Raw genomic sequence first — 15229 nt, 5'->3', positions numbered from 1 at the left:
CGAAAGAGTATGAAAAGTGGACTAAGGATACCTTCACTGTAAAAGCATACAATGAGGACGGAGTATTACTTGAGAGCAAGGTAGGAAAGAAATACAGCGTACTTACAGTGGATTTTGCCAACTACAGAGCGTTCCATGAAAGCGGCGGCTATGTATGGATAGGCTTTAAATTTGTGGAAACACCACAGAAAGAGCAGGTATTACCGGCTGCAGTTGAATTGTATGATAAGCAGGAACTTATTTACAATAAAACAGGTATTACAAAGCAGGAGTTTGAAGGAAGTAATGCACATTTAGTGCTGGATGTAACAATACCTAAAAAGTATGAGAATAAATGGAATGAGGATACATTTACAGTAAAAGTACTTGATTCCAAAGGCATACAGCTTAATTACAGCCTTACAAAGAGCGACAATATCTTAAATATCAAACTTGTAGATTATCACAGCCCGCAGTTTGGAAACGGAAGTATAGGACTAAGGTTTAAATATGAAGGTGGTGAAAGTGAAGCCGAAACTATAAAGACTGCAAAGGGAGAGGCTCAGATGGAGACTTTCTTCTATAAGGCAAAAGTTTTGGTAACATATAATGAAAAAACAGGAAAAATTATTAAGGTTGAAGATGACGGCACAAATCCGGGAAATACTCATAACAGAGTTTTCTGGAATATGTCGATTGGAATGTTTGATAAACTTGTAGGCAAAACAAAGGACAGCGTGGATACCGTTGATGCCGTTACAGGAGCAACACTTTCATCAAATGCCATTAAAAATGCGGTAAAGGATGCATTCCCTAAGCCACCCGTATCCGAAGAAACCAATATGGATAAATTGGATCTGGTAGTGGACGGAAAGACACATACTTATTATTACAAAAAGTATGATCCTAAAAATACCAATATGACATTTATTGTAAACGGCAAGGATGTAACCAATAAGGCTAATCTGGTAAGAAATCCATATGTGCCTAAGGTATACTACTATGTAGAGGATGATCAAAAACTTACAGGAAATCTATACGGTACTGCCGATTTCCCATACTCATATTTCTATTTAAGAGAGCTTTTAGCTATAAGAACCGCACCTTCATTCGGAGGTGATCCGACTATAGGTCAGGAGCCTACTCCATTGCAGATGATGAGTTTTGGAGGAAGATATGATTCTGTAAGTTCTTCGAAAATAGGAAGCTACGGCAAATTTGCGACAGCGGCTTACACTGATAAAACCGAAACAGGATATAAGATTAAGGGAGTTAAAACACCTGTTCAGGTAGATGCTGATCTGTATGCAAAAGTAAAACTTTTGGCAGCTGTAGGTGCGGAAAATCATACAGCACTTATTCCGGCAATTACAAGTATGACTGCTCCGGATTCCGTTACCGGAATAAGCAGAGAGGTTACAAAAACAGAATTGCCTACCTATAAGGTTATTAATTATGATTCTACAATCTCTGAAATGAAGGCAAGTGAGAATACTCCTGAAATAAGTGCCAATCCTTCAGATGTAAGAGTTTCACTCACAGATCAAAGTGAGTACGGAAATTATCAAATCAACCTTGAAGGTCTGCCTGAGGAAATAAAGACTGATAAGAATGTACTCGGTGTAACATTTGAGGCAGGAAGCAGTAAGAAAAATGCTAAAGTTTTCGGATTGTCACATGTTGACAATATTATTGCTGACGGTGAGCTTGCATTCTCGGTGGAGATGGGTAACTATGGCGGCAATTTAGCACATAAGCGTTTTGCTTCATTACCGGGTGATAAGATTTATAAAATTACATATTTATTAAGTGATCACAAGAAGTTTGAGATAGACGGATTGGAATTATATATTCCTAAGAGACTTCGCAGCAGTCATATACCGGCTATAGCGTCAAAAACCGAGTTCAGTGCGGAAAACGGGGCAGATGTAACATTTGATATGAGAAAGATGCCTTATGAAGGATATGAAATTGGAGATTTATTCTTCGGTTCAAAAGATAATGCTAAAAAACTTGTTGAAGGAACTGATTATACATTTGATAAAACAAATAAAACTCTTTCAATTAAGAGTACGGAAAACACCGGTATGGGAGAGTATACAGTTATCTTAAAAGATGCAAATAAGAAAGACGGATACTGCTCCACAAGCTTTAAGTTTGAACTTGGTGAAGCAAAAGAGAAAGAAGAAGGACAGGACAATATAGTAAAAGATGTTGTAGAGAATGTTACAATGTTCGGATACTATGCCAGCCTCAGAGTAACCTTCAATAAAAAGACCGGAGTTATTGTAAGCGTAGAAGACAATGAAACAAGCCCAGGAAATAATGCCGGATTCTGGTCAAATGCATTAAGGATGTTACCTAATTTTGTCGGAAAGAAGGCATCTGAAATTGATTCTGTAGACAGTATAAGCGGTGCAACAGTTTCATCAGTTGCTATAAAAAAGGCTGTTAAAAAAGCATTTGCAGACCAAAGCGGCTTTAGAATGGCAAATAGAGATATGGCTGCACAGCAGAGACTTGCTACAGACAGTAATGCCACAAAGCCTGTAGAAGAAAAAAGAAATGATGCAGAAAATGATAGGGAAGATTTAACAATTTCTCCAAATCATGCAGGAAGAAAAGGCATTATGAAAAATAAAATCTTGGGACTATATGATCCTAAAAAACTGATTGTTAAATAGTAAATATTTACTTTCAAGAAGGCGATGCTTATATGGGCATCGCTTTTTTAATATTTTACCATTACAATATGGACATTGAGTTTTAGGCATTATTATGATATTATAAAAGCAGTTTTGTCTATAAAAATAGAAGGCATTGCCTAAGAATAAGTGAGGTGTATTATGGCTGTTTTTTTATCATCATTTATAGGAAGTTTAATTAAGGCTATTATTTTTGGAATTTTAGCTTTTATAGGTATAAAGCTGGGCAAAAAAGCAAGAGATATGAGAAAAGGAAAATAACAGATATATGAGTAACAAAAATTTTAACAGTGAAAACGGGGTAAACAAAATAAGGAAGAAATTCCTTGACTTTTTTGAGAGCAAGGGACATTTGGTAATGAAGAGCTTCTCTTTGGTTCCTCATAATGATAATTCACTATTATTGATCAATTCAGGTATGGCACCGCTCAAGCCGTACTTTACAGGTCAGGAGATACCGCCTAGAAGAAGAGTATGTACATGTCAGAAATGTATTCGTACAGGAGATATTGAGAATGTAGGAAAGACTGCAAGACATGGTACATTCTTTGAAATGCTTGGAAACTTCTCTTTCGGAGATTATTTTAAGCATGAGGCTATCGCATGGACTTGGGAATTTTTAACAGAGGTGGCAGGTCTTGATGCAGACAGACTATATCCTTCAGTATATTTAGAGGATGATGAGGCATTTGAGATCTGGAATAAAGAGATAGGTATTCCGGCTGAAAGAATATTTAAGTTCGGAAAAGAGGATAACTTCTGGGAGCATGGAGAGGGACCTTGTGGACCTTGTTCGGAAGTGTACTATGACAGAGGTGAAAAGTACGGTTGCGGAAAGCCAAGCTGTACTGTAGGTTGTGACTGTGACAGATATATGGAAGTATGGAACAATGTATTTTCACAGTTTAACTCGGACGGCAAGGGCAACTATACAGAGCTTATCCAAAAGAATATAGATACAGGTATGGGACTTGAAAGACTTGCGGTAGCGCTTCAGGATGTAGAGTCCATATTTGAGGTTGACACTATAAAGAACCTGCTTGACAGAGTTGCGGATTTGGCAAAGACATCATATAAAGAGGATGCAAAAAAGGATATATCACTCCGTCTTATTACAGACCATATCAGATCATGCACATTTATGATCTCAGACGGTATTATGCCAAGTAATGAGGGTAGAGGATATGTACTCAGAAGACTTTTAAGAAGAGCTGCAAGACATGGAAGAATGCTTGGAATAAAGGATACTTTCTTGGCTTCTCTTGCAAATACGGCAATAGAGCTTTCAAAGGACGGCTATCCTGAGCTTGAAGAAAAGAAAGAGATGATCCTTAAGGTTCTTACCGAGGAAGAGAACAAGTTTGATAAGACCATAGATCAGGGACTTTCAATCCTTGCAGAAATAGAAGAGAATCTTACAAAGAGCGGTGAAAAGGTAATCTCAGGAGAAGATGCATTCAGACTGTATGATACTTACGGTTTTCCTCTCGATCTTACAAAAGAGATAATTGAGGAAAAGGGCTTCACTGTAGATGAGGCGGGCTTTAATAAGGCTATGGAGGCTCAGAGAAATCAGGCAAGAGCGGCCAGAAAAGCTACAAACTATATGGGAGCCGATGTTACCATATATCAGTCACTTGATCCGAAGCTTACTACAGTATTTGAAGGTTATGACAGTCTTCTTGATACAGGTAAGATAACCGCACTTACTACAGAGGATGAAATAGTTGAGGCTATTGCAGAGGGTGATCATGGAACAATTATTCTAGATAAGACTTCATTCTATGCTACCATGGGTGGTCAGAATGCGGATATCGGTGTGATAAAGAAAGATGATGCCGTATTTAATGTAGTGGATGTTATCAAGCTTGCAGGTGATAAGATCGGTCATGTGGGATTTGTAAGTCAGGGAATGTTTAAGCTTGGCGATACTGTGGAAACTGTTGTAGATTCTGAAAACAGAAAGAAAACAGCCGCAAACCACTCTGCAACTCACCTTTTACATAAGGCGCTTAGAGAAGTGCTTGGAAACCATGTGGAACAGGCAGGAAGCTATGTTGCAGCAGACAGACTGAGATTTGACTTTACACATTTTAAGAGCCTTTCAAGAGAAGAGATTGCAGAGGTAGAGGCGCTTGTAAATGCAGAGATAAATAAAGCTCTTCCGGTAGTTACAGATGTAATGGATGTGGAGTCGGCTAAAAAGAGCGGTGCTATGGCACTCTTCGGTGAAAAATATCAGGGCGATGTAAGAGTTGTAAGCATGGGAGACTTCTCAAAGGAGCTTTGTGGCGGTACTCATGTACATAATACATCGGATATAAAGCTTTTCAAGATTCTTTCAGAAAACGGTATTGCTGCAGGTGTAAGAAGAATAGAAGCTCTTACAGGTGACGGTGTTATCGAATTCTATCAGGATATCGAAAACAGAATGCAAAGAGTAGCTGAGCTTTTAAAAACAGGTGAATCTGAACTTGTTGCAAAGGCTGAGAGCTTGCTCGATGAGATGAAAGCTCTTAAGTCTGAGAATGAGAAGCTTAAAGCAAAACTTGCAAGTGAGGCACTTGGAGACAGCACCGAAAATATTGAAACAATAAACGGAATCAAATTCATTGCAATGCAGGTAAGCGGTGTTGAAATGAACGAGCTTAGAAACCTTGGTGACAAGCTTAAGAATGATGTTGATGAAGGTATGGTTGTACTTGCATCAGATGTTGACGGTAAGGTAAATCTTTTATGTATGGCAGGTGATAATGCACTTAAGGCAGGAGCACATGCCGGAAATATTATCAAAGCAATCGCTACACTTGTAGGCGGCGGCGGTGGCGGTAGACCGAATATCGCTCAGGCCGGCGGAAAGAACCCCGCAGGTATCAAGGATGCGCTTGATAAGGCAAAGGAAGAGTTTAAATCACAGTTAGCATAGGGGGGAGTGCAATATGCGAATTATATGCGCAAAAGATTATAAGAAAATGAGTGAAATGGCGGCAGACATAATAGGTGCGCAGGTACTTTTAAAGCCTGATGCCGTAATTGGACTTGCTACAGGTTCAACACCTATAGGTACTTATGAAGAATTGGTAAGAAGATATGAGGCAGGCAGACTTGATTTCAGTAAAATTAAGACTGTAAACCTTGACGAGTACAGAGGTCTTACAAAGGATAATGATCAAAGTTATTATTATTTTATGCATTCACATCTTTTTGACCATATAAATATAAATAAAAATAATACAAAGGTACCTGACGGTATGGAGCCTGATGCACTTAAAGCAGGTCAGGATTATGAAAATATTATAAAAAATTACGGTGGAATAGATTTGCAGCTTCTCGGACTTGGCAATAACGGACATATCGGTTTTAATGAGCCGGGTGATGAATTTATCGACAAGACTCATGTGGTAGATTTGACAGAGAGTACGATAGAGGCCAATAAGAGATTCTTTGCAAGTATAGATGATGTTCCTAAGCAGGCATATACTATGGGTATAGGAAGCATTATGAGAGCAAAGCGTGTGCTGATGGTAGTAAACGGTAAGGGAAAGGCTGAAATTGTAAAAGAAGCATTCTTCGGACCTATTACACCTAAGGTACCTGCTTCTATATTGCAGTTACACAATGATTTTATTCTGATAGGTGATACGGAGGCTTTGTCATGTTTATAAAAAATGCGATAGTGTTTGATCCGGACAGAGTGTTCAGAAACAGAGAGATTCATATCTCGGGTGAGAAGTTTTCAGAAAGCTCATTTATGAATCTAGGATTTTCACCGGAAGATGACAAGAAGCAGGTGGATGCCACAGGACTTTATGCAATACCGGGACTTATAGATATACATTTTCACGGCTGTATGGGTGATGATTTTTGTGATGCAAAGGAAGATACGATAAAGAATATAGCGGAATACGAGGCTAAAGTTGGTGTGACAAGTATTTGTCCTGCCACCATGACCATTTCTAAAGATGAACTTAAAGAAATCATGAAAAAGGCTGCCGCATATGACGGTGATACAGGTGCCAAGCTTGTGGGCATAAATATGGAAGGACCTTTTATAAGTGAGGCAAAAAAAGGTGCTCAGTCATCAAAGTATATATTAAATACCGATATTGAGTTCTTCAATGAATTGAATGAGTTGTCGGGAAATCTTATTAAGCTTGTAGATATCGCTCCTGAGGGTGAAGGTGCTATGGATTTCATAGCAGGTGTAAAGGACAATGTTGTAGTTTCCATTGCACATACTATGGCAAATTATGATACAGCGGTAAAGGCTTTTGAAGAGGGTGCATCTCATGTTACACATCTTTACAATGCTATGCCGCCGTTTACACACAGAGAACCGGGAGTAATAGGTGCGGCTATTGACAATGACAGAGTATGTGTGGAGCTTATTTGCGACGGTATTCATATTCATCCGGCTGTAGTAAGAGCTACATTTAAGATGTTCGGAGACGAGAGGGTTATACTTATAAGTGACAGTATGAGAGCATGCGGACTCAGTGACGGAGAGTATACTCTTGGCGGACAGAAGGTGTTTGTTACCGGAAGAAAAGCTGTACTTGACGATGGAACCATTGCAGGTTCGGTTACAAATCTTTTTGAATGTATGAAGAGGGCTGTACAGGATATGCATATCAGACTTGAGGATGCTATAGCGGCCGCAACGATAAATCCTGCAAAACAAATCGGAATTTACGATAAAGTCGGAAGTATTGAAGAAGGAAAATATGCGGATCTGGTACTGATGGATAAGTCATTAAATATAAAAGCTGTGTATGTACATGGCAAGGAAATATATAGTGAATTATAAATTGTGTGAGGCGAGGTGAAAACTTCGCCTTTTTGAATATTATTATCAGATTATATATAAAATTGACAACTTTATTCAGTTATTTTAAATAAAGTGTTATATTGGAATAATATATCATTTAGATTACATAAGTTTAGATAAGTAAATAATATGAATTATAATATAAAAAAGTTGTACATTTATTCAAATTGTGCTAAAATTTAAGTGTGAGCTTTATTGAAAATACGTTGTTTTCTAAGGGGAGGTTTTCTTGAATGAGTGTACAATTATTGGATAAGACTAGAAAGATTAACAGGTTATTACACAATAATAATTCACAGAAAGTAGTATTTAATGATATATGTGACGTATTATCAGAAATACTCGAGGCAAATAGTCTTGTTATTAGTAAAAAGGGAAAGGTATTAGGAGTTGGAACACATAATGGTACATCTGAGATTACAGAGCTGATTGCTGATAAAGTAGGCGGCTTTATAGATGAAATGCTGAATGAAAGACTACTCTCAATATTGTCCACAAAAGAAAATGTTAATCTTGCAACACTTGGATTTGACGAAGAAAATGTAAACAGATTTCAGGCTATTATCAGCCCGATTGATATTGCAGGTTCAAGATTTGGTACTGTATTCATTTACAAAGAGGAAAAGGGCTTTGATATAGATGACATAATATTAAGTGAATACGGCACAACAGTGGTAGGACTTGAAATGATGAGAAGTGTTAATGAGGAGAATGCGGAGGAGAATAGAAAGATTGCTATTGTAAAGTCTGCTATATCAACATTAAGCTTTTCAGAACTTGAAGCTATAATACATATCTTTGAAGAGCTTAGCGGTAATGAAGGTGTGCTTGTAGCAAGTAAGATAGCTGACAGAGTAGGAATCACCAGATCGGTGATAGTAAATGCACTAAGAAAATTTGAAAGTGCAGGTGTAATAGAAAGCAGGTCATCCGGCATGAAGGGTACTTACATTAAGGTAATAAACGATGTGGTATTTGCAGAGCTGGAAGAGGTAAAGAAGGATCAGGGTATCAAATAAAGTTAACATACTAAGGACCGGCATTTGTCGGTTCTTTTTTTATAAAAAGTACAGTAGATACAGATTGTATATTAGTGATATAGTAGAGTAGATATGTGTGAGGTTAATGTGTATGAAATATGATGAACTTGATTTTTTTGAATTCTTTGAAAGTGAGCCTTCCTACCTTTATGAAAAAGAGGCGGGGTTTTGCAGTTATTCATATGAAAAAGATAATTTTAGAATACATATTTCTTTATCATGTTATGAAGACTATATGAGTATAGATATCTCATATAAAAGGGGTACAGTTTATAGCGGTGAGATAAGAAATATAGAAGAAGTTAAGAAGTTTGATACGGATATACTCAAAGTGGTGACAGATAAAAACTGGATATTTCTGAAAAAGTGGCCATGTATCGGGGTTATTTTTGATGAAAGGTTAGAATAGAAATCATATAATAAATTTAAAAAGGAGTATAAAATGCTTAAGATAGGTGAAAAGTACTGTTTTGAAGATGATTTAAGTGACAGACAGAGCTGCCTTATATTTGATAAAGATAACGGCTCGTGGTCTGTAGATATAGGGTTTAAAGAGGGGGATTTTCGTGGTGAATCAACAGCTCCGTCTATTTGTATAAACAGTATAGATTCAAACAAAAGCAGTGTAAAAGACCTTGTAGGAGAAACTTTTAGTGTAAATACATTGGAAGAATGTGATGAAAGAGAAGATACATTTTATATTTATGAATCGGAACCTATGATTTCATATAAGCTTGAAATTATAGAGATAAAAGATGATAATGCTCATATAAGATGTACCGGATTATTGATTGTTGACGGTTATGCCGACCCTATTGAAAAAGAGTATTTTGAAATTGACAGTCTGATACCGATAATAGAATCAGTTGATGATTGGAAAAAGTTCGAACTATAAAACATGAGGAGATACCATGGATAATATAAATTTTAAACTTCCAAAAATGTATGAAAAGTTTTTAGAGGAAATAAAGGGAAGTGACGAATTTCCGGTAGGCGATACAGGTGTGATACTTTATGAAGAAAAAGATTTGGAGGAAAGAAATCTGACATATGAGGTTTTTGAATATGAGCCTGATTTTTTTATGATAGGACAGGACGGAGATATGGCTTTCTTTATCAAAAAGGACTCTGACGATACCATATATAAAAATGATTTGGGTGCACTCGGATCACTTGAAATGGAAGAGGTATCTTATGACATATATGAATTTATAGAGTATGTAAAAGAACATTATTAGATGCTTTGATTATATAAGGATAAAATATGAACGAATTTTTAAAAGAATATATCAGCTTAAAAGAAAACTTTGTAAAGCAGCATGAAAATGAGACAAGTGTATTGGCATTATATGAATTTGCTGACAGACTGAAAGTTAGAACCGAAAAAGAGGCCATGGAGGTACTGGTTGATATCTATCAACTGCTTTATAAGATGGAAAGTGCATATAAACTGTATGAAAGTATATATGATAAAGCTGACAGAAAACAGATTAAAAAGTTTTTAAGTTTAAAAGATTTAAATGAGAGCCATGGTGACAGATTTGCAACACCAAGGCCGCTAAATAAAGAGGAAAGGCTAAAAAGGGAAGAACGTAAAAAATTATTGCCGAAATTCAGATATCATCCCGATCCTTTGGAGACAGGTTCGTTTATAGAAGGTGAAGCGAAAGTATGTCCTTGCTGCGGTAGAGAAAGCAGTGTTTACTATGTAAAAAGCCCATATGCTGTAGATGATGTGGATTATCTTTGCCCTGTATGTATTTCAACCGGTAAGGCCGCAAAGAAATATGATGCCGATTTCATTCAAGATGTTGATGATGACTTTGTACCGGATAAGGAAAAGAGAGATGAACTCTTTTATAGAACACCGGGGTATTTAAGCTGGCAGGGTGAGTATTGGCTTTATTGTTGTAATGATTACTGTGCATATCTTGGCAGTGTAGGGACAAATGAATTAAAAGAAATGGGAATTGCGGAAGAAGTATTTGAAGAGTACAATAAACGAAATGAATTCCCGGATATTGAAAAATATTTGGTAAAGGACGGATCTGTTTCCGGATATTTATTTAGATGTTTACACTGTGGAAAACATCATTTGTGGGTGGATGTCGACTAATATATTTGTTCGTGAGATTAGAGCAGATTTAATATCATATAAGGAATAATCAAAATGGACAATTTAGAGATTTTTGAAAATGCCTGTAAATACTTTTCGGAAAATATCGTCAAATTTAAGGATATATTGACAGAAAAATTAGCTGCACTGAAGGATAAGGAATGGGTATTTGAAAAGGGAAATATAAAAGTATTTAAGGCTGATGAAACCGGAAGAAAGAAAAGGTGCAAGGTCAGTATCGGATATTGCCTAAAGGTGGAAATTACAAAAGCAGATGCACTAACCGCTTGGGATGAATTTAATAGGTTTTTTACGGAAACATATGTAGCAGATATTGAAAGAATTTCAAATAATGAAGAACTGGGAAGATATGAGTTCATTGCAAAAAATACTTTAGGTGATGAAGTCAGATGCAGCATCTATCTTGCAAATGAATGGAATATAGCTCAGATTTGTATTTTAGGATATGTTTCCGGAAGATATAAAAAAGCGGATTTAAGATAGGAGTAAAAGAAAAATATGGATTTGGATAATATGCGAACCGGACTTGAGGCATTATATTTTCTTGACAATGCCTTGACTGACCCGTCTGAGGAATATCTTAAAATAATTGAAAAAGATGAAAATGAAGCTTATCTAAAGTATATTGTTGATAACGGCTCAGGCGATACTCTATATGTTATTTTTACAGAAGATATTGTCTTAATAAAGGGATTTTCACATGAAAGCAGTTTGAGTCAGTTTGCTAAGGAAAAGTTTGATAGAAGTGTTATACAAAAGATATATGAAGGTGTTGATGAAAAATATATTTCGCTCTTTGATGACCGGGAAATAGATGAAACAACATTTTTCATTTGGTATGACGGAAAAATTTATCAAAATAAATTGTCTGATGATGACGGAAGCAAATGGATGCTTGGATATATATGTGAGACATATGATGATTTCAAGGAATTTGTAACAGATTACTATGAAATGGATTTTGATGAAAATTTGCTTGAAAAGTTATATACTGAAGGTAAGCTTGATGAGAATGAATTATCACAGCTTATAGGGGGTGAATCTTAATGGAACTCATAGATTATATGAGAAAAAGAAACCAAATGACTGAGAACGAATGGGAAAACTCTTTTGATAAAAAAGAGCAGGAAATTCTTGTACTTAGGCATGAAGGTGATGTCACAAGTAAGAGAAACGGATTTTGGGAAGTGTCAATTTGCTGCCTGGCCTATATAGATTGTGAAACCGGAGAGCTACATAAAGAAGAATGTAGATTTGTATTTGCAGCAAGTGAAAAAGAGTATGAAAATCATTTGATACCGGAATTTGATGAAGAAACTGTTTATCATTTAAAGGTACGTAAGAAATTACCTGAGGAACTGCCGGAGATTATGATAAAAAGACTTGATTTTCTTTTAGTGGATGTAATAGAAAAAAATGCACAAAGTCCGGAACTTGAAGAAATCCTTACAGAGTACAAAAAGCCTATAATCATAGAGGATGATATATTGGGTGAGCTTTTGTATGATAGAACTATAAACAGCTTTGAAGGGCATATTCCTTGGCTTGATAAAAATATTGATATTTCCTTGGATGTTGATAAAGACAACAAATCCGGAATCACAAAGGCAAGAAAAGCTATGAAAGAATTGTACTTAAGTGCTGAAAAACGGGATGCTGAAATGAGAACATTTGCAGCTAAAAAACTTGTAGACCTTGCAAGAGATTGGTGCGAATCCGAGGAGGAAGCACTAAAAATCACAGAAGAGAGCTTTGCAAAGAGAATCGGTATTGAATCAATTTCTATGACATCCGGCGGTTTATTTAGTGCATATTTTAGAGATGATGATATTTTTGCAGGACATTGTATCATTGTGAACGGAAGCTTGAAAAAGGGTATTCAGTATGCAAGAATGGGTGGTTGAGAGGATAGTTTAAAATATATGATAAGAGAAATAAATATATCCGATGCAGAAGATATAAAAAAAATATGTAAAACATCATTGGGCTATGATGTTGATATAAGTACAGTTGAGAATCAGATAAAGAAATTGTCATGTGATAATAAAAATCATATTATTGCAGTATATGAAGATGAGAATACAAAAAAGGTTATCGGATTTGTTCATGCACAGGTGTATGAAAGTGTGTATAGTGATACCGGACTTAATATATTGGGGTTGGCTGTTGATCCTGATTTCCGTGGCAATGGAGTCGGCAAAAAATTAATGCGCCATATCGAAAAATATGCTATAGATAACGGTATTTCATTTATCAGACTGAGTTCGGCAAATCATCGTGTAGAAGCACATAAATTTTATGAGAATATAGGATACAAATCCGATAAGTTACAAAAAAGATTTATAAAAATATTTTAATTTTTAAGGAGAAAATAAAAATGGGACTTAGAGCAAACTATCAATATTTAAGTGATGAAGATTTGGAAACACTTAAAAACTTAGACAATGAGGAAGATATCTTTGAAATGGTTGAAGATTGGAATGAGAAGGCGGAAATACTTCTTGATATAGATAAGAACTGGGATCTTCTTCATTATATGTTAACAGGAGTAAGTGCGTCAGATCCTATATGGGAAGATCCTCTCAGTGAAGCGGTGGTAGGTGTAACTTCTATAGAGGAAATAGATGATTTTATAGCCTATACAAAAAAAGACAGGGTTGCTGATATATTAAAAGTACTTGAAGATTTTGATATGGAAACCGCTTTGGAAAGCTTTGCTTTGGAAGAAGGTAAAGAGGCGGAGTTATATCCTAATATTTGGGACTATGAAGAGGAAGAAGATGAAATAAAAGAAGATCTTCTTGACTGTTTTGAAAGAATGAAAGATTTTTATAAGGAAGTTTTGGAGGTAGACGGAAATGTCTTGGTTACAATCTATTAAGGATTTAAAATATTTATTGTTTCTTCTTGTACCTGTGGGAATATATCTGGTGGTTATCGGCATAAAAAAAGTCAGATTATTTGCCAAGGCTAAGATGATATATGAAATGCCCGTAAGCTTAATAGACGGAAGCTTTAGACTTGAGGATGGCGGTAAATATGATATATGGCTTTCGGGAAAAAAGTATTCAGTATCTCCTATATATAATTTAGATATTAAACTAAAAAATAATGCTACAGGAGAGTTTGTAATATTATATCCGGATTTTTTTAGGACTACGACAAGCAGTATTAAGGATGCCAGAGTCAAACTGTATACATTTGATGCGGATAGAGGAAGCTATAATATCTCATTAACGGACAGTGTAGAAGAAAGAGAAAATATTATAAATAACAGGGTTATTGATTATAAGAAGTTCTCCATACAGATTCGTGAAAATGTTAAGGGGCTAACTATATTCGTGGGTTCTTTGTGTATTATATTTGGATTTATGGCTATTGATGTAGGATTGATATTCCCTCTTTTATATAAATTTTAAGGAGAAGAGTATGCAAATAAAAGTCTATATGGGCAGGAGCAGTATGTGCATGGGAGATGATGTAAACGCACCTAATCCCGATACATTTATTTTGCCGGATACCTTGGCAGAGTTTGTCAATATCGTGTATGATAAGTTGCCTTTTGGAAGGTGGGATTGCTATTTGGGAAAATATATAAAGACCGATTCACCTGATTCAGGGCTTGAGGACGGAATATTGGTTTGGAAAATAAAATCCGGAGAGAGTGCACCGATAGTTGCAAGGTGTTATGATGAAAATGGAAAGGTTATAATAAAGCATGATGATAACTGGCATGAAGAGATTGTAAACTACCCATATTTATATTTTTATAAGAGGGACTAGTAATGAAAACAGGCAATACGTATATTGTCAGAAAGAGTATTTTTAACTTTAAGGTTGGTCAGATATTGACTCTAATAAAATACGGCTACCAAGCTTACTTTGGTGAGTATAATTTTGTGTTTGCAGATATGGAAAATAAAAATATTTGTGTGGTTTTAAGAGGCGATGATGAAGAGGATATGAAAATATATCATAATTTAAATGAATATTTTGAGGAGCTTTATGATAACACGAATTTATAGTTTGGAGGGAATATGTCAAGTTGGAGCGGTATTAGAAAAAGAATGGAAAGCGAATATCTGGCGGAAAGTTTAAAGGGACATATCAGCTATTTTGCGACATCTTATAGCAGATCCCCGGATCATGAGGGCAGGGCAGCTATAAGATATAAAGGTAAAGAGATTATAAAGGGTTGTTATTATCATAATTGGACAAAAGCGGAGTCATTTCCCAAAGATGAAAAATATGAAAGACGTATGAGCGAAGAGTTTGCATTTATGGACGATACCGCCATAAAGCTTGGAGTGTTCGATCAAACATGTTTTTATAAGGCATTTGATGAGTTTGACAATCAGAGCATTGAAAAGAGTTTGTATAGCGATAATTTACTCGTGAGGATATTTGCTGTTTTGGATAGAAGAGTCGGAAAAAGGAAACTTATATCCATGAAAGAAAGTATAGAAAATGAACCTGATTCAATTAAAGAGTTCTTTGCCATTCGAATGAATGCGGAGGGGATAGTATAGACTTTGAAAGG

18 protein-coding genes are annotated in these 15229 nt (G+C 35.9%); all 18 read left to right on the top strand.

The features are described 5' to 3' along the window. The coding region (locus HMPREF1135_RS04375) for an FMN-binding protein (protein ID WP_007592416.1) at nt 1-2663 on the top strand (2663 nt) is incomplete at its 5' end. A 289-nt stretch (nt 2664-2952) separates the two neighbouring features. After that, nucleotides 2953-5610 carry an alanine--tRNA ligase gene (gene alaS / locus HMPREF1135_RS04370; protein ID WP_007592413.1) on the top strand — a complete coding sequence of 886 codons (2658 nt, stop codon included), beginning with the start codon at nt 2953-2955 and terminating at the stop codon, nt 5608-5610. A gap of 13 nt (nt 5611-5623) precedes the next feature. Beyond that, nucleotides 5624-6349: a glucosamine-6-phosphate deaminase gene (gene nagB, locus HMPREF1135_RS04365; protein ID WP_007592411.1), complete on the top strand. Its 726-nt coding sequence runs from the start codon at nt 5624-5626 to the stop codon at nt 6347-6349. Continuing rightward, nucleotides 6340-7491 (top strand): N-acetylglucosamine-6-phosphate deacetylase, encoded by a 1152-nt coding sequence (gene nagA / locus HMPREF1135_RS04360; RefSeq protein ID WP_007592409.1) that lies wholly within the window; start codon nt 6340-6342, stop codon nt 7489-7491. The genes nagB and nagA overlap by 10 nt, the downstream gene beginning before the upstream one ends. 254 nt (nt 7492-7745) lie before the next feature. Continuing rightward, nucleotides 7746-8531: a GTP-sensing pleiotropic transcriptional regulator CodY gene (gene codY / locus HMPREF1135_RS04355; RefSeq protein WP_007592407.1), complete on the top strand. Its 786-nt coding sequence runs from the start codon at nt 7746-7748 to the stop codon at nt 8529-8531. Nucleotides 8532-8643: 112 nt separating this feature from the next. Continuing rightward, complete coding sequence (locus HMPREF1135_RS04350) at nt 8644-8961, top strand: hypothetical protein (protein ID WP_007592404.1); 318 nt, start codon at nt 8644-8646, stop codon at nt 8959-8961. A 33-nt stretch (nt 8962-8994) separates the two neighbouring features. Continuing rightward, nucleotides 8995-9447, top strand: a complete 453-nt coding sequence (locus tag HMPREF1135_RS04345) for a hypothetical protein (RefSeq protein WP_007592402.1) — start codon at nt 8995-8997, stop codon at nt 9445-9447. Nucleotides 9448-9463: 16 nt separating this feature from the next. Then, nucleotides 9464-9790: a hypothetical protein gene (locus HMPREF1135_RS04340; protein ID WP_007592400.1), complete on the top strand. Its 327-nt coding sequence runs from the start codon at nt 9464-9466 to the stop codon at nt 9788-9790. 26 nt (nt 9791-9816) lie between these two features. Next, nucleotides 9817-10668: a CbrC family protein gene (locus HMPREF1135_RS04335; protein WP_007592398.1), complete on the top strand. Its 852-nt coding sequence runs from the start codon at nt 9817-9819 to the stop codon at nt 10666-10668. Nucleotides 10669-10722: 54 nt separating this feature from the next. Next, complete coding sequence (locus HMPREF1135_RS04330) at nt 10723-11172, top strand: hypothetical protein (RefSeq protein WP_007592396.1); 450 nt, start codon at nt 10723-10725, stop codon at nt 11170-11172. 15 nt (nt 11173-11187) lie between these two features. Beyond that, on the top strand, nt 11188-11736 hold the full coding sequence (locus tag HMPREF1135_RS04325; RefSeq protein ID WP_007592395.1) for a hypothetical protein: 549 nt from the start codon (nt 11188-11190) through the stop codon (nt 11734-11736). Next, the gene (locus tag HMPREF1135_RS04320; RefSeq protein ID WP_007592392.1) at nt 11736-12593 is read left to right on the top strand and encodes a DUF2262 domain-containing protein; all 858 of its coding nucleotides are present in this window, start codon (nt 11736-11738) and stop codon (nt 12591-12593) included. The genes HMPREF1135_RS04325 and HMPREF1135_RS04320 overlap by 1 nt, the downstream gene beginning before the upstream one ends. A gap of 18 nt (nt 12594-12611) precedes the next feature. After that, a complete protein-coding gene (locus HMPREF1135_RS04315; RefSeq protein WP_007592390.1) occupies nt 12612-13046 on the top strand; it encodes a GNAT family N-acetyltransferase in 435 nt (144 codons plus the stop codon). Nucleotides 13047-13066: 20 nt separating this feature from the next. After that, entirely contained in the window at nt 13067-13570 is a 504-nt protein-coding gene (locus HMPREF1135_RS04310) for a YfbM family protein (protein WP_007592389.1), read from the top strand. Beyond that, complete coding sequence (locus HMPREF1135_RS04305; protein WP_007592386.1) at nt 13548-14108, top strand: hypothetical protein; 561 nt, start codon at nt 13548-13550, stop codon at nt 14106-14108. Before HMPREF1135_RS04310 ends, HMPREF1135_RS04305 begins: the two co-directional genes overlap by 23 nt. Before the next feature lie 10 nt (nt 14109-14118). Then, nucleotides 14119-14472 (top strand): hypothetical protein, encoded by a 354-nt coding sequence (locus tag HMPREF1135_RS04300; RefSeq protein WP_034242906.1) that lies wholly within the window; start codon nt 14119-14121, stop codon nt 14470-14472. A gap of 2 nt (nt 14473-14474) precedes the next feature. Further along, a complete protein-coding gene (locus HMPREF1135_RS04295) occupies nt 14475-14714 on the top strand; it encodes a hypothetical protein (RefSeq protein ID WP_007592383.1) in 240 nt (79 codons plus the stop codon). 12 nt (nt 14715-14726) lie between these two features. Beyond that, on the top strand, nt 14727-15218 hold the full coding sequence (locus tag HMPREF1135_RS04290; protein WP_007592381.1) for an SF0329 family protein: 492 nt from the start codon (nt 14727-14729) through the stop codon (nt 15216-15218). Nucleotides 15219-15229 lie beyond the last annotated feature (11 nt).

Source organism: Lachnoanaerobaculum sp. OBRC5-5 (assembly GCF_000296385.1).
Lineage (GTDB): Bacteria > Bacillota > Clostridia > Lachnospirales > Lachnospiraceae > Lachnoanaerobaculum.
Note: the sequence above shows the minus strand (reverse complement) of the source record. Positions and strands in the feature narration are given on the sequence as shown.

What these genes read in the sequence shown, in the direction of transcription:
- alaS (WP_007592413.1), top strand. Translation starts at nt 2,953, where the DNA reads ATGAGTAACAAAAATTTTAACAGTGAAAACGGGGTAAACAAAATAAGG.
- nagB (WP_007592411.1), top strand. Translation starts at nt 5,624, where the DNA reads ATGCGAATTATATGCGCAAAAGATTATAAGAAAATGAGTGAAATGGCG.
- nagA (WP_007592409.1), top strand. Translation starts at nt 6,340, where the DNA reads ATGTTTATAAAAAATGCGATAGTGTTTGATCCGGACAGAGTGTTCAGA.
- codY (WP_007592407.1), top strand. Translation starts at nt 7,746, where the DNA reads ATGAGTGTACAATTATTGGATAAGACTAGAAAGATTAACAGGTTATTA.
- HMPREF1135_RS04350 (WP_007592404.1), top strand. Translation starts at nt 8,644, where the DNA reads ATGAAATATGATGAACTTGATTTTTTTGAATTCTTTGAAAGTGAGCCT.
- HMPREF1135_RS04345 (WP_007592402.1), top strand. Translation starts at nt 8,995, where the DNA reads ATGCTTAAGATAGGTGAAAAGTACTGTTTTGAAGATGATTTAAGTGAC.
- HMPREF1135_RS04340 (WP_007592400.1), top strand. Translation starts at nt 9,464, where the DNA reads ATGGATAATATAAATTTTAAACTTCCAAAAATGTATGAAAAGTTTTTA.
- HMPREF1135_RS04335 (WP_007592398.1), top strand. Translation starts at nt 9,817, where the DNA reads ATGAACGAATTTTTAAAAGAATATATCAGCTTAAAAGAAAACTTTGTA.
- HMPREF1135_RS04330 (WP_007592396.1), top strand. Translation starts at nt 10,723, where the DNA reads ATGGACAATTTAGAGATTTTTGAAAATGCCTGTAAATACTTTTCGGAA.
- HMPREF1135_RS04325 (WP_007592395.1), top strand. Translation starts at nt 11,188, where the DNA reads ATGGATTTGGATAATATGCGAACCGGACTTGAGGCATTATATTTTCTT.
- HMPREF1135_RS04320 (WP_007592392.1), top strand. Translation starts at nt 11,736, where the DNA reads ATGGAACTCATAGATTATATGAGAAAAAGAAACCAAATGACTGAGAAC.
- HMPREF1135_RS04315 (WP_007592390.1), top strand. Translation starts at nt 12,612, where the DNA reads ATGATAAGAGAAATAAATATATCCGATGCAGAAGATATAAAAAAAATA.
- HMPREF1135_RS04310 (WP_007592389.1), top strand. Translation starts at nt 13,067, where the DNA reads ATGGGACTTAGAGCAAACTATCAATATTTAAGTGATGAAGATTTGGAA.
- HMPREF1135_RS04305 (WP_007592386.1), top strand. Translation starts at nt 13,548, where the DNA reads ATGTCTTGGTTACAATCTATTAAGGATTTAAAATATTTATTGTTTCTT.
- HMPREF1135_RS04300 (WP_034242906.1), top strand. Translation starts at nt 14,119, where the DNA reads ATGCAAATAAAAGTCTATATGGGCAGGAGCAGTATGTGCATGGGAGAT.
- HMPREF1135_RS04295 (WP_007592383.1), top strand. Translation starts at nt 14,475, where the DNA reads ATGAAAACAGGCAATACGTATATTGTCAGAAAGAGTATTTTTAACTTT.
- HMPREF1135_RS04290 (WP_007592381.1), top strand. Translation starts at nt 14,727, where the DNA reads ATGTCAAGTTGGAGCGGTATTAGAAAAAGAATGGAAAGCGAATATCTG.